This window comes from Phytobacter cepae, assembly GCF_054165735.1.
Genome location: NZ_CM135107.1, coordinates 5,059,699 through 5,082,639, shown reverse-complemented (window position 1 = coordinate 5,082,639; position 22,941 = coordinate 5,059,699). Strand labels below are relative to the sequence as shown.

The following is a 22,941-nucleotide window of genomic DNA, read 5'->3' as shown; positions in this document are numbered from 1 at the left end:
GCTATACCTTTTCCACATTCACCAGGAACGCCTTAAACTCTGGCGTCTGGGTGTTTGCGTCGCCGACAAACGGGGTCAGGGTGTTGGCAATAAAGCCTTTCTTCGCCACACCTTCATAACCCCAGTGAATAGGAATGCCGATGGTATCCACATCCTGGCCGTGCACTTTCAGCGTGCGAATTCGCTTGGTCACCACCGCTTTAGCTTTGATATAGCCACGGTTAGAAGAGACTTTTACGGTATCGCCCTGAGTGATACCCAGTTTGCCCGCCAGCTTTTCCCCAATCTCCACAAACTGTTCTGGCTGCGCGATGGCATTTAGCAACGCGTGTTTGGTCCAGTAGTGGAAGTGCTCGGTCAGACGATAGGTCGTGCCGACATACGGGAACTTATCTGCTTTACCCAGCGCGTCGGCATCGTCCTTGAAGATACGTGCGGCAGGGTTAGAGATAACCTTTGGATGCAGCGGGTTAGTCCCGAGCGGCGTTTCAAACGGCTCGTAATGTTCCGGGAAAGGCCCTTCCGCCATTTTATCGATGGCAAACAGACGCCCCAGGCCTTCGGGTTGCATGATGAACGGACCCACTTCGCTGCCCGGTGCGGCAGTACTGTAGTCTGGAATATCCACGCCGCCCCATTTTGCCCCGTCCCATTTCAGGAGCTGGCGTTTTGGATCCCACGGCTTGCCCTGCGGGTCAGCTGAGGCACGGTTATAGAGAATACGGCGGTTTAACGGCCACGCCCATGCCCAACCCAGGGTGTTACCGAGGCCTGACGGATCGGCGTTGTCACGACGCGCCATCTGGTTGCCTTCCGCTGTCCAACTGCCGGCGAAAATCCAGCAACCACTTGAGGTGGTACCGTCATCACGCAGCTGAGCGAACGAGCTTACCTGCTGGCCTTTCTTCACGATCACCGCACCCGTTACCGGATCAACCAGATCGGCCAGCGCTTTACCGTTGCTCTCCATTGCCACTTCTTCCGAAGCCGGTTCGTGAGGCGTGGAGTAATTCCAGGTCATGTTCAGAACCTGTTCCGGGTTAGCACCGCCTTCTTCGGCGTACATTTTGCGCAGGCGTAAGAAGATGCCAGCCAGAATTTCGCCGTCCGTCACTGCATCGCCCGGCGCATCCTGACCCTTCCAGTGCCACTGCAGCCAGCGACCGGAGTTAACGATAGAACCGTTTTCCTCAGCAAAGCAGGTGCAGGGGAGACGGAACACTTCGGTCTGGATTTTTGACGAGTCCACATCGTTTGACTCACCGTGGTTTTGCCAGAAGGTGGATGTCTCAGTATTGAGCGGATCGATGGTCACCAGGAATTTCAGTTTCGACAGGGCCGCCACAACTTTGTTCTTGTTGGGGAACGACGCCACCGGGTTAAAGCCCTGGCAGAGGTAGCCGTTCACCTGACCTTTGTACATCATGTCGAAATACTGCAGGACATCGTAACCTTTGTCCCATTTCGGCAACCAGTCGAAGCCCCAGTCATTCTCTTTCGTCGCTTTGTCACCATAGAAGGCTTTCATCATCGAGACGAAGAATTTCGGGTAATTGCTCCAGTAGTTCACCTGACCCTCAAGCAGCGGTTTCGGTGTGTTTGCCGTCAGATAGGTCTGGAGATCGGCCTGTTTTTCGCTGGGCAGCGTCATGTAGCCGGGCAGGCTCTGCGACAGCAGCCCCAGGTCGGTCAGACCCTGAATATTGGAGTGACCACGCAGTGCGTTCACACCGCCACCGGCCATCCCCATATTGCCAAGCAGCAACTGGATCATCGCCATGGTACGGATGTTTTGCGCGCCGACAGAGTGCTGCGTCCAGCCCAATGCATAAAGGAACGAGGCCGTTCTGTCGTGGGCGCTGGTCTCTGCAATATATTCACAGACTTTGAGGAAGTCGGCTTTAGGCGTACCACAAATGTTTTCAACCACATCAGGCGTATAACGGGAAACGTGCTGTTTCAGCAAGTTCCACACACAGCGCGGATGGGTGAGGGTGATATCACGTTTCGCGAAGCCTTTCTCGTCCAGCTCATAGTTCCAGCTGGTTTTGTCATACTTGCGTTTGTCTGCGTCATAACCGGTGAACAGGCCCTCTTCGAAGCCAAAATCTTCACGCACAATCAGGCTGGCGTTGGTATAGGCCTCGGTGTACTCACGGTTATATTTTTCATTGTTAAGCAGGTACAACAGTACGCCGGACAGGAAAGCGATATCCGTCCCGGAACGAATAGGCGCGTAGAAGTCCGCGACCGAAGCGGTTCGCGTAAAGCGAGGATCGATAACGATTAATTTAGCGCCATTGTGGATTTTAGCTTCCATCGCCCAGCGGAATCCCACCGGATGCGCTTCAGCCGCATTCCCACCCATCACGACGATGAGGTTGGCGTTTTTCATATCTACCCAGTGGTTGGTCATCGCACCGCGACCAAATGTTGGAGCAAGACTTGCTACCGTTGGTCCGTGTCAGACACGCGCCTGGTTGTCCACGGCGAGCATGCCGAGGGCGCGGGTAAATTTCTGGGTTAAATAACCGGTTTCATTACTGGAGGCAGAAGCGCACAGCATACCGGTGGAGAGCCAACGGTTAACGGTGGTGCCTTCGGTGTTTTGCGCAATATAGTTAGCATCACGGTCTTGCTTGATCAGTTTGGCGATGCGGTCAAAGGCATCATCCCAACTGATTTTCTGCCATTTATCGGAACCTGGCGCGCGATATTCGGGGTATTTCAGACGGCTTTCTGAGTGGACAAAATCCAGCAGGCCTGCGCCTTTCGGACAGAGTGCCCCACGGTTGACCGGGTGATCCGGGTCGCCTTCGATATGAATAATAGACGCTTTGGCATTTTTCGCGCCGTCGCCGAGGCTGTACATTAACAGCCCGCAACCAACGGAACAGTACGTGCAGGTGTTTCGAGTTTCACGGGTGCGCAGCAATTTATACTGCCGCGTTTCCGCCAGCGCCACCCCTGGGGCAAAGCCCAGTGCCGCTGCTGTAGTACCTGCCATACCGCCAGCGCAGATCTTAAAGAACTGCCTTCTGCTGACCTGCATGGGTTACTCCTTGTTTCGACATTGTCATACGCTTTTATTTACTTTGCGGTCGTCGCCGCAAAGGTTCAGAATTGCTGTAAATCCCCTGGTCAAAAAGGGGTATGCCTCAGAATACCACAATGCGGGTACGCCTGTTTTAATTCGGTTAATACAACGTGAACAAAATCCATACTGAACAAGACGAAATTGCTACACAGATCACAGGCTCACGCCAGGTGTCACTCTGGAAGCGAAGTGATTTACAGCATACGCAGCCCGACCATCTGGCCGAGGAAGTCCCTGTCGCTCTGGTGTATAACGGCATTTCGCATGTCGTGATGATGGCATCACCCAAAGATCTTGAGTGGTTTGCTGTTGGGTTTTCCTTATCCGAAGGGATTATAAAAAGCGCGTCAGAAATCTACGGTATGGAAGTGGTTTCCTCCTGTCATGGCATCGAAGTCCAGATCGATCTGTCCAGTCGTCGGTTTATGGGGCTTAAGGAGCGTCGCCGCGCACTGGCCGGGCGAACCGGTTGTGGTGTGTGTGGTGTTGAACAACTTAACGACATCGGTAAACCCGTCACGCCTCTTCCTTTTACGCAGACTTTTGATCTGGCAAACCTCGACCAGGCGCTTCGTCATCTGACCGATTTTCAACCTGTCGGGACCCTCACGGGTTGCACCCATGCTGCTGCCTGGATATTACCCTCCGGGCAACTTGTGGGTGGGCATGAGGATGTGGGCCGCCATGTGGCGCTGGATAAACTATTGGGGCATCGCGCGCAGGAAGCTGAGCGCTGGCTGCCCGGTGCGGCGCTGGTCTCCAGTCGGGCAAGCTATGAGATGGTGCAGAAGTCAGCGATGTGTGGCGTGGAAATTCTTTTTGCCGTCTCCGCAGCGACTACGCTGGCGGTCGAGGTTGCAGAGCGTTGTAACCTGACGCTGGTAGGCTTTTGCAAGCCGGGCAGGGCCACTATTTATACGCATCCGCAGCGTCTGATTGCGGGCTGAAATTTAAATCAATAATTTTGACAAAGAAAAGCAAATCCTTCCGCTTTTTGTTGATAGGGTTCAGGTCTAATATCTACTTCATCGAGGCACGGTGCCTTATCCAAACAAACATTCAGAAGGGTTTACATCATGAAAAGCATCAAAACTTTCGTTGCAGTTATCGCTCTGGCTACTTCTTTCGGTTCTTTTGCAGCACAAACCATTACAGCGACCTCCTCTACCATGGACGGTGCAGAAGCTAAAATCGCCGCTCAGGCACAGCAGGCGGGTGCGTCTTACCACATCACTGAAGCTTTCACCGGTGACCGTGTACATATGACCGCACAACTGACCAAATAAGCAAAATCAGTACTGTCGAAAGAGCGCCTGCGGGCGCTTTTTTCGTTTTTGTATGGTCCGAAATCCACACTGCTTTTTCAAACGGGAAAGGTTTTTAGGGTGTTGAGAATTTCAGGCTTTTTTTCCAAAAGAAACAGGAGCTTCAACGCGATGCCTGATGGCACTCTGCGCTGCTGTTCCCAACTGCGAACAAGATCCACGCTTAGACCAATCGCATCCGCGAATTCAGCTTGTTTCATACCTGCATTTTTTCGAATGGCTTTAACATCAGGCAAGATATGACGATGAATATTTTCGGGTGCAGGAATTACCTGGCCGTTCTCAATGGCCACCATCTCTTCCAGGCTAGTCACAAGATCTGCAAACAATGCTTTATCCATTTTTCTTTCCTCATAAGGAAGGCCGGGCACCCCTCAGGGCAATATCCCTTATTCCCAGAGCTGAGACAGTGTTTTCAAAATTGCTTTCTCAGACTCGTTTAAATCATCTTTTACGTTTTTCGGGTATATGAGTATCAGGTAAATTCTCTCACTCACTCTTAAGCACGATCCAGTCGCCAGCACAAACTCAGTCCACCCCGTCTTTGCAAAAATATCATCGCACAAACCGTGCATAAGTGACTGTATTTGATAAATAGTTGCAGCCAGTCTGTTGGACATTTTTGCCCCACGATATTAATTCAATAAAACTGAACAATAAATGCAAATCATTCCGCTTTCTGTTGAGTGTGAACAGGTCTATTATTTATTTCATCGAGGCACGGTGCCTTACTTAAACAAACTTACTGAAGGATACATATCATGAAAAGCATCAAAACTTTTGTCGCAGTTATCGCTATGGCTACTTCTTTTGGTTCTTTCGCCGCACAGACTGTGACCGCAACTGATTCAACCCTGTCCGGTGCAGAAGCTAAAATCGCCGCTCAGGCACAGCAGGCTGGCGCATCGTCTTACCAAATCACTGAAGCCTTCTCTGGCAACCAGGTTCATATGACCGCTGAACTCAGCAAATAAGGTTTTCCCACACTGCCGCTGTCCCTTGCTCTTCGGAGCGGGGACAGGTTCATTTCTTTCCCTCTGAACGCCTGCATTTCCCTTTCTGACGCCTCGCTATGCCTCTTTGACGGCAAAAAATGCGCGTAAAGTCACAAATTTATACTCCTGCAATTTTTTTAATCTGCGTTTTTATTCCCCGCCTGTTGATGCATTTTTATTGACTTATAACTGGATGATTAAAAAGGAATTAATAAAAATAACGTGAGTTATCTCGCGACTTTATTATGTGATGAATATCTCAAAAACAAGCCAATAAATAAGAGAGTCAATGCTTTGCCATATTAAAATTATCTAAAAAATGTGACTTTCATTGCAAATATAAGGCTTGAAGTCAGGGAAAAATAATCTCACTGACAGCCCTTGAGGAATTCGCGATGAAAATCGGAGTAGTCATTAGCGGTGGTGATGTTTCTGGTATTAATAATTTTATTTTCCAGATTGCACGGCTGGCTCAGGCTGAAATAACCCTCTTTAACGGAGGGATTCAGGGGTTACTTGAAAAAAATCATAATGAAGTAGCCTGGTGCGATCTGGTAGATTTTTCGATCGCCTCTATTCCCATTATCACTTCAGGGAGGACCACACGAAAACTGGTGCGCAGCGAATATGAAGCGATTGCGCGTAAATTAAAATCACTGCGCATCGATGTGTTAATCATGGCCGGTGGAGATGGCTCATTACAATTCCTCAATACGCTCAGTGAATTTGATGTGAATTGTTTTGGTGTAGGCATGACTATTGATAATGATGTCTACGGCAGTGATTATTCAATTGGATTTTCCACCGCCTGTGAGCAAATCATCAAAGAGGTTTCTCGCCTAAGAAATACGGGGAGAGCATTGCCGGGCCGTGTATTTATGGTGGAATTACTTGGCGGATATTGCGGTGAGCTGACGCTGCAATCCGCGCTTAAAAGCAACGCCGATATTGCCCTGATACCAGAGTGTCAAATCCCGATTAATGAGCTGGCGGAGCGCATCAAAACGCGTCTCACCAGACAAAATAGCGTCGTTATTCTCTGCTCTGAAGGCTATACACGCGAGTATTCTCCCGGGTTTCAAGGGGCTATCGACACCATGATTAAGCAGCTTGAACCCCGAATTGGGGTACGAATCCGCAAAACGATTATTGGCTATGGTTTGCGTAACGGCGACCCTACCTGCGAGGAAATATATCAGGGCACCATTATGGCCAGTGAAGTAGTTCGTTGTATTCAGACTGGCATGAAAAATAAAGCCATTATTATAAATTCAAGTAATAAACCGATTCCGATTGATCTTATTAGTATGAAAAAACGTCTGGTAGACACTGAAGGACATCCTTACAAACTGGCCAAACAACTCAATATTATTTGAGGAGATTTACATGCTTAAAGTTCTCTGCGTATGTGGCTGCGGCCTCGGCTCTAGCTTTGCTATCGAAATGAGCGCAAAGGCAGTGCTGAAAAAATTAGAAATACCGGCAAAGGTGGAACACACAACCGTTTCTGAAGCCGGTGCATTTAAATCTGACATGATTTTGACACAAAAAGTCTTTGCCGACATTTTAACAGCGGATGCCAGTGAAGAAGAAATTCGGCGCGTCGTTGTGCTCAATAAATTGACCGATAAAGAGGAAATAGAAGAGAAAATTATCGCCTTTTTAAAACTGCATGATATGAAGGTGACCGATCATGAATAGTTTTGTTGAGTTTATTGTAAAAGATTTGCTCGGACAGGCATCAATATTAATCGCCTTTATTGCCATGCTTGGGTTGATATTACAGAAGAAGTCGTTGGGCAAAATTGCCGAGGGGACATTTAAAACGTTACTCGGTTTTTTAATCATGATGGCAGGTATCAATATTATCGTTGCTACCCTGACCTTCCTGAACGATATCTTCACTCACGGCTTCGGCATGAAAGGCTACATCACCGACGTTGCCGCTATTGCCGGACTGGCGAACCGCGAACTCGGCTCTGAAGTCGCATTGACGCTGATGGTGATTTTCGCGGTTAACATTATTATTGCCCGCCTGACGCCGCTGAAATACATCTTCCTGACCGGGCAAGCGCTGCTGTGGATGGCAACCATCGGTGCGGTTATTGGTTACAAAGCGGGCCTGACCGGGCTGCCGTTAATCCTGACCGGCGGCATATTTGGTGGCGCAATGGCGGTATTGATGCCCGCGCTGGCACAGCCAGTGGTCAGACGCATTACCGGCTCTGATGATGTGGCCCTGGGGCATTTCTGCACTATCGGCTATCTGGTGCAGGCCGCGGTGGCAAAAGTCGTCGGTAAAGGCTCGCGTTCAACCGAAGATCTGGAACTACCAGACAATTTCAAATTCCTTCAGGACACCTATCTGGCGATGGCAGTGGTAATGGTACCGATGTACCTGATCCCAGCCGTGGCGGCAGGCCCGGAATACATCTCTCAGTTCTCTAACGGTGTGAACTTCCTGATGTACGCCTTTATGCAGTCCATTCAGTTTGTAGCAGGGGTCTTTGTCCTTTATAGCGGTGTACGTTTGCTGCTTAACGAACTGGTTCCCGCATTTCGTGGTATTGCCATGCGCATCGTACCGGATGCCAAACCGGCACTCGACTGCCCGGTCCTGTTCCCTTACGCCCCTAACGCGGTGATTGTCGGTTTCCTGGCGACGACCGTCGGTTCCATCATCGGCATGCTGGTCTTCCCGATGTTTGGTCTGGCGATGATCCTGCCTGGGCTGCTGACGAACTTCTTTGCGGGCGGCACGGCGGGTGTGTTCGGCAATGCGCTGGGTGGGCGTCGTGGGGCGGTCATCGGGGGTGTTGTGCATGGTCTCTTTATTACTTTCCTGCCCGCCATTCTGGTGCCGATGCTGGAAAGTTATGGCTTTACCGGCGTGACATTCAGTGATTCCGATGTCATCAGCTCCGGGCTGGTACTGGGCCATGCCTTCCAGAATAACTGGTTATTTGTTGGTCTGTTTATCATCTTCGTTGCCTTCCTTGCCTGGTTCGTTAATGGCAAGTCAGCTAAACCTAAAGGGGAGAAAGTCCATGAGTCTGCATAATTTCAATGCGCTGTTAGATATTGCTAAAGAGCGTCAGTTTAAAGCCGTCGGTTCTTTTAATTTACATTGTCTGGAAATGCTGCCTGCCTTTTTTAAAGCGGCAAAGGAAACCAATAGTCCGTTGATGGTTCAGATATCCACGGGCACGGCGCAATATCTCGGATATCAATTACTGGTCGATTCCGTCCGGTCATTATCGGTAAGCGAAAATGTGCCAGCCTGTTTGCACCTGGATCACTGCTCGGATATTAACGCGATTCAAACAGCAATAGATGCGGGATTCAGTTCTATTATGTATGACGGCTCGCACCTGGATATTGATGAGAATATTGCCAATAGCCGGATTGTAGTGGAAATGGCACGCCCACGGGGTATTTCAGTTGAAGGCGAGCTGGGCGCAATTGGCGGCTCAGAAGATGGTAAGGCGGTGGCGGTGGAAGATATCAGCTTCACCACCGTGGCGGATGCAAAACGCTTTGTCGAAGAAACCGATGTTGACATGCTGGCCGTCTCCGTCGGCACCGTACACGGCCTCTACACCGGCAAAGCGCAGATTCAACATCAGCGTTTGCAGGAAATTAGCGCCGCCACCGGTACGCCGCTGGTACTGCACGGTGGGACGGGTGTCAGCGATGAGGATATGCGCAAAGCCGTCACCGAGGGCATCAATAAGGTGAATGTAGGGACCGAGATGAACGTGCAGTGGGTCGGCCAGTGCAAATCCACCTTTGATAAAGGTAAGGTGAACGACAGCGTGCGAAAATTCCTGATCCCCGCCAACGATGCGGTCACTCAGGTGCTGATCGAGAAAATGAATTTATTTAAATAATCCCGTATTACTACATTCATTTTATTCCATAACCCTGATGCTCCGGCATCCATTGGGGCGGGAGTCAGTCATGTTTGAATCATTGAAATCGTTGTGGAAAAAAGACGAATCGGCAGTGGAAGAATATGAAAGGCAGGCCGTATTACTGTCTGAAGATATTAAGAAACTGGAAGGTAAGCTGGAAGAGGATCCACGGAACAGTGATGTACAAAAACAATTAATGTTGATGTATAACCGGGCATTAAATGTCTTTGCGAAAAGTAAAAGCCATCGCCAGGACGTGGATTCTTTATTTCTTCGTATCGATGAATTGCGCAATATTATCCGGCGTAATATTTAGGGAGAAAAGATGACGATTAAAGACCTTCTCATCGAAGCAGATGCTATTCAGGTCGGTGTCACGGAAACGGACTGGCAGCAGGTGATCCGGCTGGCTGCCAGGCCCTTAATCGACGGCGGTTATCTGGAGGCGCGCTACGGCGAAGCGGTGATCGACAGTACCCTGGAGCATGGGGCCTATTATGTGTTTGATGAAGGTGTCGCGATACCACATGCCCGCCCTGAATGTGGAGTAAAGCGGGACTGCTTCAGCCTGGTGTTACTCCAGGAGCCGATTCGCTTTGGTCAAAGTGAAGCAGCGGACATTGTCATTATGTTCGGGGCCTGCGACAGCAACGCGCATATCGAAGAGGGTATCCGGGCCATCGTTCATCTGCTGGATAACGATGAGACGATGGCGGCGCTGCGGGCGGCGCGCACAAGAGAGGAGGTAGTGGCGCTGCTATGACGACACAAACCAAAACCGTCGTGTTGGTTAATGGCATTCCGGCCTCCGGCAAATCTACGGTCACGCGGCAACTCTCTGCGCGTTTTTCCCTGCCGGTTCTTACCATTGACGGCATCAAAGAGCCCTTTATGGCGAAGTTCGATCAGATTGATCGCCCATTTAACCGGCAACTCGGTTATGCCGCCTACGAGGTTATCTGGTCCATCATTCGTGATGCCCCGCCCGGTTGCCCGTTTCTGGTTGATGCCTGGTTTGGTTTTCAGCCACGGGAGACGCTTGTCGATTACCTCGAAAAAGCGGGCGTAACGCGGGTGCTGGAAGTGTGGAATGCGGTATCGCCGGAGGTAGCCGTTGCCCGCTATGCCAGCCGCCTGGGCGAGCGCCGGATGGGGCATCCTGGAGAAGAGTATCTGCCCGAACTTGCCGTGCTGGCGGCCCAGGCCGAACCGATGGCGCTTGGCCCGGTGTTTCGCCTTGAGCAGGGGAGTGAGATCGCATTCGCCGCGCTTAACGCCTGGGTTGAGGAACATTTACACTCCTGACATGTTTCTACTGTCGAAAGAGCGCCTGGTGGCGCTTTTTTTGTGTCGTAACCATCCTAATTAATTGAAATAGATATTAAAAAATCAGTGGCGTGATTATTGCAACGACTTCGACAGTTAAAAGGAGTCCTGTTATGACGTTACGCTATCAAAACCCCATCCTGCATGCTGATTATGCCGATCCCGATGTAATAAGAGTGGGCGAGGATTTCTGGATGGTTTCATCCAGTTTTAATCAGGTCCCTGCGTTACCCCTGCTCCACTCCCGTGATTTGATTCACTGGCAGATTGTAAACCATGCCATCGACCGCCTACCGTCACCTGAATATGATCAGGTGCAGCCCGGTAAAGGCGTCTGGGCACCCTCACTGCGTTATCATGACGGCCAGTACTGGATTTTCTTCAGCCTCCCTGATGAGGGTATCTTTGTTACCCATGCACGTGATCCACTCGGAGAATGGAGCCAGCCGCTTTGCCTGAAACGCGCACCGGGCTGGATTGACCCCTGTCCGCTCTGGGATGACGACGGACGGGCCTGGCTGATACACGGTTTTGCCTACAGTCGCAGTGGTATTAAAAACAAACTCCAGTTGCTTGAAATGGCGCCGGATGCGTCCCGATTACTCGATGAAGGGCGTATTATTTTTGATGGCACCCCTTCCCACCCTACGCTGGAAGGACCGAAACTCTACAAGCGACAGGGCGAATACTGGATCTTTGCTCCCGCCGGGGGCGTTAAACGGGGATGGCAGACGGTACTGCGCGCCCCCTCTCTGGCGGGACCCTGGCAGTCTCGCGATGTACTTCATCAAGGGAAAACGTCGGTTAATGGTCCACATCAGGGAGCATGGGTGGAACTGGAAAAGGGTGAAAACTGGTTTTTTCATTTCCAGGACAAGGGCGTCTATGGAAGAGTGGTACATCTGCAACCGCTTCACTGGCGTGAGGACGGATGGCCAGCAATCGGTGAGCCACTCGACGACACGGGTAAAGGCCAGCCAGTGTTAAACTCTGTTCGTCCTTCCTTACCCACCACATATTGTGAGCTCCAGGCCAGTGATGGTTTCACACATGGCCATCCTGGTTTGCAATGGCAGTGGCAGGCTAATCCCCAACCAAACTGGCGAGGGGAGAAGGGGCGAGGGTTATTACTACACTGCGTTCCCCATGCGGGCAGCCTTTATACGATGCCTCAGTTGTTACTACAGAAATTTCCCGCCGAGCGCTTCTCGGTTATCACCTCTCTTGAAGCTTGTTTCATACAACCGGGCGATGAAGCCGGTCTGATCATTTATGGTGAACGGTTTGCTGCCTTGAGTTTGGTGCGCGATGATGTCGGAATGCAGTTGCGGTTTCGCCACGGCTGGAACAGCGATCGCGGTGAACTGAGCGAAACCCTGTTGCCGGTTGCCAATGACGTGGGATCGCGTGTCGCGCTGGGATTTCATGTCGGTTACGACGGCATCAGCTGTTTTTGTTATCGACTACCGGGTGGTGAATGGCGAGATGTGGCCCCCACCTTTTCTGCGGGTGCCGGTAAGTGGGTGGGGGCACGGTTTGGGATTTATGCGTCCGGCCATGGACCAGAGCTAAAAGGTGAAGCTCTGTTTTCATCGGTTGAGGTCAACACCTGGTAATCTGACCGGGGCGGGAACACGGCCCCGGTCATCATGACGATTAGTTGATGTAGTAGCGAATCCCGATGCGAAAGCGAACCTGATCGTCATGATTTTTATCCTGATCGAGCCAGGCGACTTCCGCATAGGGCAGCCAGTTTTTGTCCAGTCGGTAACGAGCTACGACGCTCGGTTCCCAGTGCGTTTTTTGCCCATTCGAGGCATTAAAATCATTCGCATTGACGAAAAACTCAGGATTCAACTGCAGCCAGAGTTTGTCGGTTGCCTGATAATTGAAAAACAGGTCGAACTGATGGCTGTCGTTATAGTCCATCTTACCGTTGTAATCGTGCTCTTTATGCGTCATGTGGTTGTAACGATAGCGACTCCCAATGCTAAAGGCTTTGCTGACTTTATAATCCAGGCCTAAATAGGGAGCGATCTTTGTCCCATTACTGTCGATATCTGACAATCCACCGGGCGTCAGTGTCCATTTATCACTTAGTGGAACGGGGTACCAGCCTTCATATTCCTGAAAAGTACTGCGCATCTGGTCAAAATTCTGACCAAGATCGTACATGGCTGATACCAGAATACCTGCGCCATTATCAAAAATATGTCCGGCTCCCAATTTGTACTGGTTCTTTTCCGAAGCAGTGGTATGCGCATAGCGATTATCAACCCAGGTCGCAGCGGCGAAAGTATTAACGGTAAAAAAGGTCAGTGGCAAAGCAATTGCAATGCAGTTTATTTTTTTCATGGTAGTGTTCATCTCATTATTAATATGTTTTTCATAGGGTGAAAAGTGAAGCGGGAAACGAAATTAAATATTTTATTAATATCACCGCTGTTTTTATGGTGACTCCCTTTACGCAGCTGTTTTCCATATAAAACATATTGCAAAGGGTGTGCCAATAGATAATTCATTGAATTGCATTGGTTTATTCTTTGCGGGTTTTATTTTATCGACACAAGATCGCGTTGAGTAATTAACTTAAACACTGCATATGATATTGCTCACATAATTAATTCATTATTTTGTGTTGTAGGGATTTATTATTAATTCAATGGTGAAATTCATCGACGGATACGGCATGGGTTCGCCAGCTACCGACGACGATTATGGAACGCAGCGGAAATATTTCCCAGCTTGAAAAATTATGATCCTGATGCCCCCTCTTTAAGAGAAAAGAGGGGCGTGTAATTAAATAATGCCAATGCCCGCTGCGGCAAAGCCAAAGGCGATTAAGAACAACAGGATTTTATTGGGGCTCACTTTTTTATTAAGCATCCGCAGACAGACCAGCACCAGCATCAGCGGAATTAACCCAACACAGATTTTATCGAGAATATCCTGTAAGACAAAAGGCTGCCCGGCAATAGTGGTTTTAAAGGTAGTGGTAAATTTCACCATACTGGCACTCATCGCTCCTACCATCATTAACCCCATGATGGCCGAGGCCTTCGTGACACAGCCGAGCAGCCCCGACTGGGTAGCTTCTGCAATATATTTTGACCCCAGCCGATAGCCCATCACCCCGCCGTAGTAGCGGATTAAATAACTGGGGATGTTATAAATCAGTAGAAATAACAGCGGTCCTAATGGATTGCCCTGCGACGCAAGCCCTATTGCAATGCCGGTGGCGATAATACGCAGCACGCCGTAAAAGAATGAGTCGCCAACGCCTGCAAAGGGCCCCATCAGGGCAACTTTAATCCCATTAATGCTGGAGGTGTCAAAATTGGGATTGGCTGCGTTCTCTTTTTCCATAGAGAGCGTCAGGCCCATAATAAAAGGGGCAAGATGCTGGTTGGTGTTAAAGAACTGGCTGTTGCGTTTTAACGCCTCCATATAGCGATGCGGATCCGGGTAAATCTTTTTCAGCATCGGCGCCAGCGCCCAGCCGTAGCTCAGCCCTTCCATGCGGGTAAAGTTCATTGTGCCCAGCAGGGGGAACTGGCGGATAAAGAGCTGACGAAACAACTTTTTCTCGCTTTTATCATCATCGCGGGCGGCGATGTTTTTCATGTGAATATCAGTCATTGAAGAACCCATCCTTATCATCAACAGACGCGGGCGCAGTGGTTGCGGCTTTCTGTTTGTTGGCTTTTAGCTGATTGAACTCGTTCAGACACAGGTACACGGCAACGGAGGCGGCAATAATCGCAATGCCGATGATCGGCAGCTTGAGGTACGCCGTCATTGCGAAGCCGATAAAGAAGAACGCGGCAATATTGCGATTCCACAGGGCTTTAAGCAGGATGGCGAAACCCAGCGCAGGCAGTACGCCGCCCACAGCCGTCATGCCGCGCATAACGGTATCGGGAATGCTTTCCACCAGACTGCGGATCACATCGGTGCCGAAAAGTATGCCAAAGAAGGCGATCACGGCAAAAGGCACGCCATAGAAAAAGGTCATGCCGAGCACCAGACCTAACGCCGCGCGATCTCGTCCCTCTTCAAGGAGGGCGTCATACTTTTCCACCAGTCCCGTATAGACCAGTTTTAGGACCTGGTAGACAAAGACGGCCAGGAGGCTGATAGGTAAAGCGAGGGCCACGGCCACCGGAGGTTCTGCTTTCGTCAGAATGGTAAATGCGGTTGCCAGTACCGAGCCGACAGCAAGATCTGCCGGGACAGAACCACCAATCGTAATGGTACCGAGAAAGATAAGCTCCAGCGTGGCGCCAATGATGATTCCCTGCTGAAAATCACCTAACACCAGACCGACCAGCGCACCGCAGATAAGCGGGCGTTCAACCAGCGGCTGACCCAGGGTGTGATCGGCGGTCTTGACGAGGAACATCACCAGAGCAACGAGTAATGCGGACGTTAACATAGCGGCCTCTCTTAACCGGCTTGGTTCAGCATTTCAATCAGGTTTTTGACCGGATGAGACGGTAAAACCTGATAGTCGACCTGCACACCACGTTCGGCGATGGCATGAAAATCAGCCACATCTTCGGGGGTGACGTATACGGTGTCGCTGATCCGCTTTTTGGCCGCGAGGTTGTCGGTAATACGTCCATAATTGGCGACGTTGAGCCCTTTTATCGCCGGAACCTGCTCAATCAGCCGACGGGCATCGGCAGCATTGTTAACGATGACCATAATTTTCATCGCTTCGGAGCGCGGATCGTTAAGGACATCCCCCGCATCGCTGACCGCCATGATGGCGCATTTCGCCGTGTCTGGTGCCGCCATGCGTAGAGACATTTTCTGTACCTCGTTGTTCACAATCTGATCGTTGGCAACCAGGATACGATTGACGCCCAGGTGCTTAGTCCAGACAACAGCCACCTGACCGTGGATTAATCGATCATCAATTCTTATTAGTGAAATCATTCTTACGTACTCCTGTTTTTATATTTACCAGTAGGGTGTCCAGACGCGGGAAAGGCGTACCAGGGCTTCGAACCAGAAATAGTCGCCCCAAAGATTCGGTACGTTGATGCCCATATCACGGCCAAAGTTATAAACGCCTTCACGCAAAAGGCCGTCTTCGTTATGCGCAAAGTAGTTAGCCTGCAGATTACGCATCATCAGGCTAATCGCATTGAGGTATGCCGGGCGTAAGGGATCCGTCAGCGGTAACTGTTTGAGAAGCTCAGCGATTCCACAAACGCTGATAGCGGCTGCTGAAGTGTCGCGGTATGCGTGGTCTTCCTGGGTAAAGATGAGGTCCCAATAGCAGACATAGTCTTCCGGCAGGCGATTAAGAAAATAGTGGGTCAATTTGCGCGATAACTCAGGCAGCGCAGCATTACCGGTATGGTGATAACCTAACGCAAACCCATAGATGCCCCAGGCCTGACCGCGTGCCCAGCATGAGCTGTCGCTGAATCCCTGATGGGTGTCGCCACGTAGCGCTTTGCCCGTGTGAATATCCAGGTAAAAAGTATGGAAGGTTGAGCCATCATTGCGCACCAGGTAACGTGCCGCTTGCTCAAGATGGCGTGTTGCCGCCTGGCGATAATCGGCATTACCGGTCTCGTTCGCTGCCCAAAAAAGCAGTGGGACGTTGAGGTTGCAGTCAATAATCATGCGCCCCTGGCGGGCGGGATCGCGTAAATCCCCCCAGGCCTGAATGACTCCTGCGGTGGCGTTAAAGCGGCAGTAAAGTAAATCAGCCGCCCGAAGCGCCAGCGAGCGGGCGCGCGTATTGCCGGTAAGACGCCACGCATTAACGCAGGAGAGCAGGTATAAAAAGCCAAGATCATGCGTGTCGACTTTTATTTGCTTATCCAGGCGCTCTTCAAAGTTGTCGAGAAACCCTTCTGCCACCCGGCGATATTTATCTTCCCCGGTGACCTCCCAGGCGAGCCATAGCAAGCCCGTCCAGAAACCCTCTGTCCAGTCTACTTTCGCTACCTCGGTATAACGTCCTTCCAGAGTATTTGCTGCCGGAAAAGTATGGCTAAAGCGAGGTAACAGAGCGTCGATGCTGCTAAGCACGTCCCGGATGGCAGAATCAATCCAGTCCTTGTCCAGCACATCCTGTGGAGAAAAATAGCGACGGTCTAAGGTTTCCAGAGCAATAGTCACAGGCTGCCTCCGGTAGCAAAAAAGTCGTCGGCATCATCACGGTGTGCTGCCAGCGTGGCCTGACGTGCGGCCATAATTTCAGGCAGAACATTCATGTACTGCATGGCATTCGTGGCGGCGGCAATCGCGTCCTGTAAACGGGCTTCGGTGCTTTCCTGCTCTGACATGCAAAACTCCATTAGCATGATCAAATTGGCACCGCTAATGACGTGCATATGAGGGTATTTCACCATCAGTTGCACAGCGGTGTTGTTGACGCTGCCACCCTGCATATCCGTAAACAGCACCAGTTCATTGCCACGACGAGCGGCTTCACTGGCGATACCTTCAACGTATCTTCCTAACTCGGCGGTGGAACCTATTTCGCCGCAATAGGCACAAATGGGCGTCACGCCATGCTCTTCACCAATCAGTAAATTCAGGCCGGAAATAATGCCTTCGGCATAGCGGCCATGACTGGCGATATAAATTTCTCGCATTACCTGTTCCTTTCTCTTTAACCGGACGCTGAGTGTTATTTGCTAATAGTACTCAGCAAAGGACGTGCCAATTATTTAACATATTGTAATTTAATGATTTTTATTGCATCCTGGACGCTTTGATTACTGTTGAATTCGTGAATTTAGCGTAGCGTCGAAATGAAAACGCTGGCCTGGGCCAGCGTGAGAAGGGTTACAGGGGATCTGTTGCGATCCAGGGTTCCATGATTTCATAAATCATCAGCACTTCGGTCAGGGGCACCGTCAGATGATATTTGCGGTTTAGTGCCTGGAAGAAGGTGTCATGAACAGCCACAAAAGCTTGTTGCTCAAGCGTCAGTGAGGCGTCGTCCCGATGGCGCATGCCGGTATTCACCATCACGCGCTCAATCATCAGCGCGATATGCATGAATAAGTTGATACGCAAGTAGCTCTCAAAATGGATTTTATAAAAAGATTCATATTGCTTAATCACTGATTCGACTTCGTCAATGATGATAACGGGGTTCAGAAAGTTCAGTCGGCTGGCCACTCCTTCAACGGTAAAGAGCTTCACCACTTCTTCCACCATCGGCTCAAGGCTACCTTCAGTCACCAGGTCGGTGAAGTAGTCGCGTCGCAGCACCTGGGTTTTCTCTTTAATGAGTTGTTCGACGTTCAGCAGCGGGATGTAACCGGCATCGAGGTCGGTGGTGGTAATAATCAACCGGGTGCCATGCAGGGCAGGATCGGCGCGGGCAATTTTCCATTTCAGATCGTCATATTCCATCGTCACGATATCTATCTCTTCTCTGGCGAGATAACGACTTAAAATATCTTTGAGCTTTTTCGAAATTCCCTCACCCGAAATACAGGAAATTATGATTTTATTGCCAGGCAATACACCTGCGTAATAGCGCGTTTCGATTTCATAAGCCCCTTTCACGCTTTCAATAATGTCTTCCATCGGCAGCTGGCTTTGAATTTTTGCCGCAATATCCAAAGCCATCGCCGTACTGACGTTATTAATCACCAGCAGCTCGCCATGCAGGTGAAGCTTAATTTCTTCGTAAATCTCTTTAAGCGAACCCATGTCCACCAAAATAATGAGTCCGGCTCCTTGCTTAAGGGCGGCAAGATGGGCAATCAACAAGGTAATAATGTCGCTGGTGGAGGTAGACCAGGGCATGTCGAAGGCCTTAAAGAAATAGCCACCAGTTAGCTGGTTGGCCATCCCTGCGATGCTGGACGCAGTTGAACGACCGTGTGAGACAATGACGCCCTGTATCGCATCGTCTTCGCCCGCCAGTTTATTCAGCGCACAGCTCAGTAATGGCATAAGCATGGGAAGCGGGCTGGGCGTGACATGCTTTTGCAGCAGGTCGATGCAGCTCTCTGCGAGCAGGCGCGCTTTGCAGGAAACGTAATCAGTGATGGCCTGTAACTCTGCGACCTGCGCGTCATCATGCTGAATATGCAGCGCCCAGATAAGGCTTAGCCATATTGCTTTGCGTAACTCCTGCTGGCATGTGATGCCCGTCAGCGCTTCCAGCTCATTGATGGCATGCATCGTGTTTTGCCAGAGATAGCCGCTGAAGATCTGTTCCGTGCTCAGCACGCCATGCACGGTCGTCAGGAGCTGTTCCAGCTTGCGGTTCAGCAGTAACACATTGCCACTGTGGCAAAACTCACGAAAAATAACGTCATCACGCATGGCTTTTGGTAGCAATACAGCGACATCCAGTGGGGCGCATTTTTCTTTGGCTGTAATAACCAGAACTTCACCGCTGGGGTGAGTGGTATGTAGCGTGATAAAGGCATTTTGCTTCTGTTCACTCCACGCGCTGGCCGCCATCACCTTGAGTTGGTTTTTAAGTTCGCCAATGTTTCCGCGCACCGGGGACATCACCAACTGATGCATCAGTTGGCTATCCAGATGAATGTCTCTGTTCAGGCTGGCGGCTTCCTCATGCAGGAAATGCTCGACCTGAGCAATACGCTCGGTTAACGGGCGAGAGATATAGTTAGGCAGAGTGACACGTACCGGTATGCGTCGGCGAAACGTGTTAAGTAGCGCGGTATCAATATTTTCCGTAGTGGCAAAGATAAACCGTAACGTGGCGGGACGACGGGTACGATTATCACCCAGGCGATAAAAATAACCTTTATCCATAAAAAGAAATAACTTCTCTTGATTCTCAGCCGAGAGACGATGCACTTCATCCAGAAAAAGGAAACCGCCATCGGCTTCATCGAACGCGCCGCGCTTTTCCCGATCGGCGCCAGTGAAAGCGCCCCGGGTGTAGCCAAACAGCGTTGCCGACAGTAATTCGGGATTATTGGCGTAGTCTGCACAGTTAAGCTCAATGAATGGGCCATTGGCAGAAATTACTCCACGCTCAAGCGCATATTGCCAGATAAGCGAAGCCAGATGACTCTTACCCACGCCGCTCTCACCCGAGAGTAAAACAGGCAAGCCCTGGGTGGGATAGTCCACGGCGGAGCGGCACAATGAAACTGTTTCTTTCAAACTTCCTTCAGCACCAATCAATCGACAGAAGGCATCATGATTTTTCGACACTAAAGCCGGGCGAGTGAGAGGGGCATCACCGATAGTGTTGACAAAGAAACGAACCGGCCGGGTATTCTCTTTTAATAATTTACCGTCATCACACAGTCGGTTTAAGTAATGGCTAATGACGCTGCGATTCACCTGCATAAAGTCCGCGCAGTCCTGAGCGGTAAAGCCAGCCGTATAACTAGCGTAGTGCGTTAATATATTCTGAAAGAGTTTTTCTTTGGCAGAGAGTGCCATGGGTATGCCTCACAAGCGCAGTGTGCATCCAGTGTCGATTTTATTCGACACTAGACACTAAGAAATTCATTAAACACTGATTACTTTCTACCGCCCTGAAAGAAAATGAAACCCTGTTTTAATCAGAATGTGACGGGACTCGCAGCCGTTATTGCACCCCCGCAAGGCGCAGCAATGCCGTTACCACCGCGGCGGAAATAATCACCACAATTAGCGGCATCTTGCGCCAGGCAAGAAACAGGGCAAACATCACGCCCAGCACGCGGGCCAGGCCTGCGAAGTGTTCGCCTTCGTAGAGCGTTGCAGCCAGCGCCACCGCAAACAACAGCGTGGTGGCCGCATCGGAGAGCAGCGCCTGCGCGCGTTCCGACAGGGCCAGCGTGTTGCCGAGCTTCGCGCCGCCCAGGCGCATTAGGTAGGTGCCCGCCGATAAAATCGCAATGCCACAAATGATGAGCGTCGTGTTCGCCATTATTTCTTCCTCGTCAGCAGGCCAAGTAAGGAGAGCAGTACCGGCAGCCCCACCGGCGTAAAGGGCACCGCGGCCAGTGAGATCAACGCACCGCTTGAGGCGCGAATCAGCGTAGTTCGCTTCTTCAGAGCGGGCAGCACCAGCGCCAGCAAAATGGCGGGAAAGACTGCATCCAGGCCGATGGTTTCCGGGGCGGGCAACAGTTTTCCGACCCCGGCACCGACCAGCACGCCCACCGGCCAGAACAGGGCCACACCCAAACCACAGAGCCAGTAAGCCGCTTTGCGCTGTTCCGGTGCAGGCTGGGATAAACCAAACACCACGCTTTCATCGTTCATGATGTGGCAACCCAAAAAGCTTGCCGCACGGCTGCCGACCAGTTCACGCACCGTCACGCCAAACGGCAGGTGACGCGCGTTCACCAGCAAACCGGCAACGGCGGCAGCCAGCGGATTGCCACCGCTGGCCACAATCCCGATAAACATAAACTCGGAAGCACCGGCCAGCACCAGCATAGAGAGAGCGAGGGGGACCCAGAGCGGGAAACCGTAGGCCATCGCCAGCGATCCATAGGAGACGCCCACCACGCCAACGGCGAGGCAGACCAGGAAAATGGCTCTGATGGTGTCGCTTTTAAGACTTGAAAAGTGATGTCTGAACATAGGTTTTTTAGCTATATCGAACGAGAATCCATTATAATGAACACACTGACATCGTTTTTCAAGAAGAACGACTCGTTCATTATATAGAACACTGGAGCCGTGTCATGACACAGCCTATTAGCGTCATTGCCAAAAGCCTGGTGCGGGAACGCCTGCGAACCGGGCTGTCGCTGGCGGAGATCGCCCGCCGTGCCGGGATTGCGAAATCGACGCTTTCGCAGCTTGAGGCCGGGAACGGCAACCCCAGTATCGAAACCCTGTGGTCGCTATGCGTGGCGCTGGACATTCCTTTTGCGCGCTTACTGGAACCACAGGCTGCAAAAACGCAAGTCATTCGCCGTGGCGAAGGTACTAAAATGCTGGCGGAACATGCGAACTATGAGGCGATCCTGCTCGCCACCTGCCCGCCGGGCGCGCGCCGCGATCTCTATATTCTGACCGCCCAGCCTGGCGCTGACCGTGTTTCGCAGCCGCATCCGCCGGGTTCCGTTGAGCATATTATTGTGACCCGTGGTCGTGCGATGGTCGGGCTGACGGAATCGCCGGAAGAGCTAAGCGCTGGCGACTATATCTGTTACCCGGCCGACCAGGCGCATATCTTTAAAGCGCTGGAGCCGGACACCGAAGCCGTGATGATGGCTGAACAGAACTGAGCCATTGCGCTGGACTCAGCCAGGGGCTTACAGGACACTAGCGCTAATGCTGTCCGCAGACAGGGAAAGGTATGTCACTTAAAGCAATCGCAAAACAACTCGGTATCTCCGTCACCACCGTCAGCCGTGCGCTGAATGGCTACGATGATGTGTCGCAGGAGACGCGCGCCCGTGTGCAGGCCGAAGCGGACAGACGCGGCTATCGCCCCAATACCCTGGCCCGTCGTCTGAAAATGGGCAAAATCGATGCCGTCGGGCTGGTATTTCCGGTGCATCCGGTGCCGCTCAACAACAGCGTGTTTATGGAGATGGTGGGCGAAATCAGCCGGGAGCTGGCGAACCATGATATCGATTTACTGCTGATTGCTGATGATGACCTGGCGGACAAACACAGCTATTTGCGCATGGTGCAAAGCCGTCGTGTGGATGCGCTGATTGTTGCCCACACGCTGGATAACGACGCCCGGTTGGCGCAGTTGCAGGCCACCGGTTTTCCCTTCCTCGCGCTGGGGCGAAGCCAGCTTGCCAGGCCCTATGCGTGGTTTGATTTTGATAACTACGCCGGAACCTATCGCGCCACCCGCTACCTTATTGAAAAAGGGCATCAGCGCATCGCAATGCTGGGTGAGAACAATAATCAGGCCTTCATCACCCAGCGACGCCAGGGCTACCTGGATGCGCTGCAGGAGAGCGGCCTGTCCGATGAATGGCTCCGCATGCTGCCGCCTTCACGCCGTGCGGGCTATCAGGCTGTTGACGCGCTGCTGGCCCTGCCAGCGCCGCCGCAGGCCATTATTACCGACTGCAACACCCACGGAGACGGGGCCGCCATGGCGCTTCTCAGGCAAGGTAAGTTGCTTGGCGACGATAGGGTGGCGCTGGTGGTGTATGACGGATTACCCGACGACAGCATTGTCGACGTGGATGTCGCCGCCGTGGTGCAGGCCACCCGCGAAGCGGTAGGGAAGCAGATTGCCGACATGGTACTTCAGCTTATTGCAGGCGAGCCTGTAGACCAACTTCAGGTGCTCTGGCAGACCGAATTTCGCCCCGGTATCACCGCCTGATTCTCCATTAAAGCAT

24 protein-coding genes are annotated in these 22,941 nt (G+C 51.4%); 13 read left to right on the top strand and 11 right to left on the bottom strand.

Features of this window, described 5'->3' with window-relative positions; all coding sequences use genetic code 11:
- Position 1: 1 nt before the first annotated feature.
- Entirely contained in the window at positions 2-3,052 is a 3,051-nt protein-coding gene (fdnG, locus tag ACUY4Q_RS23815; protein ID WP_458045072.1) for a formate dehydrogenase-N subunit alpha, read from the bottom strand.
- A 155-nt stretch (positions 3,053-3,207) separates the two neighbouring features.
- Here fdnG and fdhD point away from each other — a divergent pair, with 155 nt between their 5' ends.
- Positions 3,208-4,044 carry a formate dehydrogenase accessory sulfurtransferase FdhD gene (gene fdhD, locus ACUY4Q_RS23810; RefSeq protein ID WP_458045071.1) on the top strand — a complete coding sequence of 279 codons (837 nt, stop codon included), beginning with the start codon at positions 3,208-3,210 and terminating at the stop codon, positions 4,042-4,044.
- Positions 4,045-4,173: 129 nt separating this feature from the next.
- On the top strand, positions 4,174-4,383 hold the full coding sequence (locus ACUY4Q_RS23805) for a YdgH/BhsA/McbA-like domain containing protein (protein WP_458045070.1): 210 nt from the start codon (positions 4,174-4,176) through the stop codon (positions 4,381-4,383).
- Positions 4,384-4,460: 77 nt separating this feature from the next.
- Here ACUY4Q_RS23805 and nadS read toward each other — a convergent pair whose 3' ends face one another.
- Complete coding sequence (nadS, locus tag ACUY4Q_RS23800) at positions 4,461-4,763, bottom strand: NadS family protein (protein WP_458045069.1); 303 nt, start codon at positions 4,761-4,763, stop codon at positions 4,461-4,463.
- A 420-nt stretch (positions 4,764-5,183) separates the two neighbouring features.
- Here nadS and ACUY4Q_RS23795 point away from each other — a divergent pair, with 420 nt between their 5' ends.
- The 9 genes from ACUY4Q_RS23795 to ACUY4Q_RS23755 all read left to right on the top strand — a co-directional run bounded on the left by ACUY4Q_RS23795 (position 5,184) and on the right by ACUY4Q_RS23755 (position 12,273).
- Positions 5,184-5,396: a YdgH/BhsA/McbA-like domain containing protein gene (locus ACUY4Q_RS23795; protein ID WP_458045068.1), complete on the top strand. Its 213-nt coding sequence runs from the start codon at positions 5,184-5,186 to the stop codon at positions 5,394-5,396.
- Between the two features lie 416 nt (positions 5,397-5,812).
- Positions 5,813-6,793 carry a 6-phosphofructokinase gene (locus ACUY4Q_RS23790; RefSeq protein WP_458045067.1) on the top strand — a complete coding sequence of 327 codons (981 nt, stop codon included), beginning with the start codon at positions 5,813-5,815 and terminating at the stop codon, positions 6,791-6,793.
- Between the two features lie 10 nt (positions 6,794-6,803).
- On the top strand, positions 6,804-7,118 hold the full coding sequence (locus tag ACUY4Q_RS23785) for a PTS sugar transporter subunit IIB (protein WP_458045066.1): 315 nt from the start codon (positions 6,804-6,806) through the stop codon (positions 7,116-7,118).
- Entirely contained in the window at positions 7,111-8,478 is a 1,368-nt protein-coding gene (locus ACUY4Q_RS23780) for a PTS sugar transporter subunit IIC (RefSeq protein ID WP_458045065.1), read from the top strand. The genes ACUY4Q_RS23785 and ACUY4Q_RS23780 overlap by 8 nt, the downstream gene beginning before the upstream one ends.
- Complete coding sequence (locus ACUY4Q_RS23775; protein WP_458045064.1) at positions 8,465-9,307, top strand: class II fructose-bisphosphate aldolase; 843 nt, start codon at positions 8,465-8,467, stop codon at positions 9,305-9,307. Before ACUY4Q_RS23780 ends, ACUY4Q_RS23775 begins: the two co-directional genes overlap by 14 nt.
- Positions 9,308-9,377: 70 nt before the next feature.
- Positions 9,378-9,647, top strand: a complete 270-nt coding sequence (locus tag ACUY4Q_RS23770; RefSeq protein WP_458045063.1) for a hypothetical protein — start codon at positions 9,378-9,380, stop codon at positions 9,645-9,647.
- 9 nt (positions 9,648-9,656) lie between these two features.
- Positions 9,657-10,094 carry a PTS sugar transporter subunit IIA gene (locus tag ACUY4Q_RS23765; protein ID WP_458045062.1) on the top strand — a complete coding sequence of 146 codons (438 nt, stop codon included), beginning with the start codon at positions 9,657-9,659 and terminating at the stop codon, positions 10,092-10,094.
- Positions 10,091-10,636, top strand: coding sequence for a P-loop nucleotide/nucleoside kinase family protein (locus ACUY4Q_RS23760; RefSeq protein WP_458045061.1), 546 nt, complete (start codon positions 10,091-10,093; stop codon positions 10,634-10,636). Before ACUY4Q_RS23765 ends, ACUY4Q_RS23760 begins: the two co-directional genes overlap by 4 nt.
- Before the next feature lie 134 nt (positions 10,637-10,770).
- On the top strand, positions 10,771-12,273 hold the full coding sequence (locus ACUY4Q_RS23755; protein WP_458045060.1) for a glycoside hydrolase family 43 protein: 1,503 nt from the start codon (positions 10,771-10,773) through the stop codon (positions 12,271-12,273).
- 40 nt (positions 12,274-12,313) lie between these two features.
- Here ACUY4Q_RS23755 and ACUY4Q_RS23750 read toward each other — a convergent pair whose 3' ends face one another.
- The 9 genes from ACUY4Q_RS23750 to ACUY4Q_RS23710 form a co-directional block, all read right to left on the bottom strand.
- Complete coding sequence (locus ACUY4Q_RS23750) at positions 12,314-13,012, bottom strand: oligogalacturonate-specific porin KdgM family protein (protein ID WP_458045059.1); 699 nt, start codon at positions 13,010-13,012, stop codon at positions 12,314-12,316.
- A gap of 444 nt (positions 13,013-13,456) precedes the next feature.
- Positions 13,457-14,296 (bottom strand): PTS system mannose/fructose/sorbose family transporter subunit IID, encoded by an 840-nt coding sequence (locus ACUY4Q_RS23745; protein ID WP_458045058.1) that lies wholly within the window; start codon positions 14,294-14,296, stop codon positions 13,457-13,459.
- The gene (locus ACUY4Q_RS23740) at positions 14,289-15,092 is read right to left on the bottom strand and encodes a PTS mannose/fructose/sorbose/N-acetylgalactosamine transporter subunit IIC (protein ID WP_458045057.1); all 804 of its coding nucleotides are present in this window, start codon (positions 15,090-15,092) and stop codon (positions 14,289-14,291) included. The genes ACUY4Q_RS23745 and ACUY4Q_RS23740 overlap by 8 nt, the downstream gene beginning before the upstream one ends.
- Before the next feature lie 11 nt (positions 15,093-15,103).
- Positions 15,104-15,598 (bottom strand): PTS sugar transporter subunit IIB, encoded by a 495-nt coding sequence (locus ACUY4Q_RS23735; RefSeq protein ID WP_458045056.1) that lies wholly within the window; start codon positions 15,596-15,598, stop codon positions 15,104-15,106.
- A 24-nt stretch (positions 15,599-15,622) separates the two neighbouring features.
- Positions 15,623-16,798 carry a glycoside hydrolase family 88 protein gene (locus tag ACUY4Q_RS23730; RefSeq protein WP_458045055.1) on the bottom strand — a complete coding sequence of 392 codons (1,176 nt, stop codon included), beginning with the start codon at positions 16,796-16,798 and terminating at the stop codon, positions 15,623-15,625.
- Positions 16,795-17,277, bottom strand: a complete 483-nt coding sequence (locus tag ACUY4Q_RS23725) for a PTS sugar transporter subunit IIA (RefSeq protein WP_458045054.1) — start codon at positions 17,275-17,277, stop codon at positions 16,795-16,797. The genes ACUY4Q_RS23730 and ACUY4Q_RS23725 overlap by 4 nt, the downstream gene beginning before the upstream one ends.
- Before the next feature lie 193 nt (positions 17,278-17,470).
- Positions 17,471-20,071 carry a sigma 54-interacting transcriptional regulator gene (locus tag ACUY4Q_RS23720; RefSeq protein WP_458045053.1) on the bottom strand — a complete coding sequence of 867 codons (2,601 nt, stop codon included), beginning with the start codon at positions 20,069-20,071 and terminating at the stop codon, positions 17,471-17,473.
- A 148-nt stretch (positions 20,072-20,219) separates the two neighbouring features.
- Positions 20,220-20,543 carry an AzlD domain-containing protein gene (locus tag ACUY4Q_RS23715; protein ID WP_458045052.1) on the bottom strand — a complete coding sequence of 108 codons (324 nt, stop codon included), beginning with the start codon at positions 20,541-20,543 and terminating at the stop codon, positions 20,220-20,222.
- Positions 20,543-21,205, bottom strand: a complete 663-nt coding sequence (locus tag ACUY4Q_RS23710; protein ID WP_458045051.1) for an AzlC family ABC transporter permease — start codon at positions 21,203-21,205, stop codon at positions 20,543-20,545. The genes ACUY4Q_RS23715 and ACUY4Q_RS23710 overlap by 1 nt, the downstream gene beginning before the upstream one ends.
- A gap of 104 nt (positions 21,206-21,309) precedes the next feature.
- Here ACUY4Q_RS23710 and ACUY4Q_RS23705 point away from each other — a divergent pair, with 104 nt between their 5' ends.
- Both ACUY4Q_RS23705 and ACUY4Q_RS23700 read left to right on the top strand, forming a co-directional pair.
- The gene (locus ACUY4Q_RS23705) at positions 21,310-21,858 is read left to right on the top strand and encodes a helix-turn-helix domain-containing protein (protein ID WP_458045050.1); all 549 of its coding nucleotides are present in this window, start codon (positions 21,310-21,312) and stop codon (positions 21,856-21,858) included.
- Positions 21,859-21,929: 71 nt separating this feature from the next.
- Entirely contained in the window at positions 21,930-22,925 is a 996-nt protein-coding gene (locus ACUY4Q_RS23700) for a LacI family DNA-binding transcriptional regulator (RefSeq protein WP_458045049.1), read from the top strand.
- Positions 22,926-22,941: the final 16 nt, after the last annotated feature.

Excerpts from the sequence above, each read along its gene's own strand:
- ACUY4Q_RS23755 (WP_458045060.1), top strand. The coding sequence starts at position 10,771 with ATGACGTTACGCTATCAAAACCCCATCCTGCATGCTGATTATGCCGAT.
- ACUY4Q_RS23770 (WP_458045063.1), top strand. The coding sequence starts at position 9,378 with ATGTTTGAATCATTGAAATCGTTGTGGAAAAAAGACGAATCGGCAGTG.
- ACUY4Q_RS23775 (WP_458045064.1), top strand. The coding sequence starts at position 8,465 with ATGAGTCTGCATAATTTCAATGCGCTGTTAGATATTGCTAAAGAGCGT.
- ACUY4Q_RS23735 (WP_458045056.1), bottom strand. The coding sequence starts at position 15,598 with ATGATTTCACTAATAAGAATTGATGATCGATTAATCCACGGTCAGGTG.
- ACUY4Q_RS23795 (WP_458045068.1), top strand. The coding sequence starts at position 5,184 with ATGAAAAGCATCAAAACTTTTGTCGCAGTTATCGCTATGGCTACTTCT.
- ACUY4Q_RS23790 (WP_458045067.1), top strand. The coding sequence starts at position 5,813 with ATGAAAATCGGAGTAGTCATTAGCGGTGGTGATGTTTCTGGTATTAAT.
- ACUY4Q_RS23740 (WP_458045057.1), bottom strand. The coding sequence starts at position 15,092 with ATGTTAACGTCCGCATTACTCGTTGCTCTGGTGATGTTCCTCGTCAAG.
- ACUY4Q_RS23750 (WP_458045059.1), bottom strand. The coding sequence starts at position 13,012 with ATGAAAAAAATAAACTGCATTGCAATTGCTTTGCCACTGACCTTTTTT.
- ACUY4Q_RS23765 (WP_458045062.1), top strand. The coding sequence starts at position 9,657 with ATGACGATTAAAGACCTTCTCATCGAAGCAGATGCTATTCAGGTCGGT.
- ACUY4Q_RS23785 (WP_458045066.1), top strand. The coding sequence starts at position 6,804 with ATGCTTAAAGTTCTCTGCGTATGTGGCTGCGGCCTCGGCTCTAGCTTT.
- ACUY4Q_RS23720 (WP_458045053.1), bottom strand. The coding sequence starts at position 20,071 with ATGGCACTCTCTGCCAAAGAAAAACTCTTTCAGAATATATTAACGCAC.
- ACUY4Q_RS23760 (WP_458045061.1), top strand. The coding sequence starts at position 10,091 with ATGACGACACAAACCAAAACCGTCGTGTTGGTTAATGGCATTCCGGCC.
- ACUY4Q_RS23710 (WP_458045051.1), bottom strand. The coding sequence starts at position 21,205 with ATGTTCAGACATCACTTTTCAAGTCTTAAAAGCGACACCATCAGAGCC.
- ACUY4Q_RS23725 (WP_458045054.1), bottom strand. The coding sequence starts at position 17,277 with ATGCGAGAAATTTATATCGCCAGTCATGGCCGCTATGCCGAAGGCATT.
- ACUY4Q_RS23745 (WP_458045058.1), bottom strand. The coding sequence starts at position 14,296 with ATGACTGATATTCACATGAAAAACATCGCCGCCCGCGATGATGATAAA.
- ACUY4Q_RS23700 (WP_458045049.1), top strand. The coding sequence starts at position 21,930 with ATGTCACTTAAAGCAATCGCAAAACAACTCGGTATCTCCGTCACCACC.
- ACUY4Q_RS23780 (WP_458045065.1), top strand. The coding sequence starts at position 7,111 with ATGAATAGTTTTGTTGAGTTTATTGTAAAAGATTTGCTCGGACAGGCA.
- nadS (WP_458045069.1), bottom strand. The coding sequence starts at position 4,763 with ATGGATAAAGCATTGTTTGCAGATCTTGTGACTAGCCTGGAAGAGATG.
- ACUY4Q_RS23805 (WP_458045070.1), top strand. The coding sequence starts at position 4,174 with ATGAAAAGCATCAAAACTTTCGTTGCAGTTATCGCTCTGGCTACTTCT.
- ACUY4Q_RS23715 (WP_458045052.1), bottom strand. The coding sequence starts at position 20,543 with ATGGCGAACACGACGCTCATCATTTGTGGCATTGCGATTTTATCGGCG.
- ACUY4Q_RS23705 (WP_458045050.1), top strand. The coding sequence starts at position 21,310 with ATGACACAGCCTATTAGCGTCATTGCCAAAAGCCTGGTGCGGGAACGC.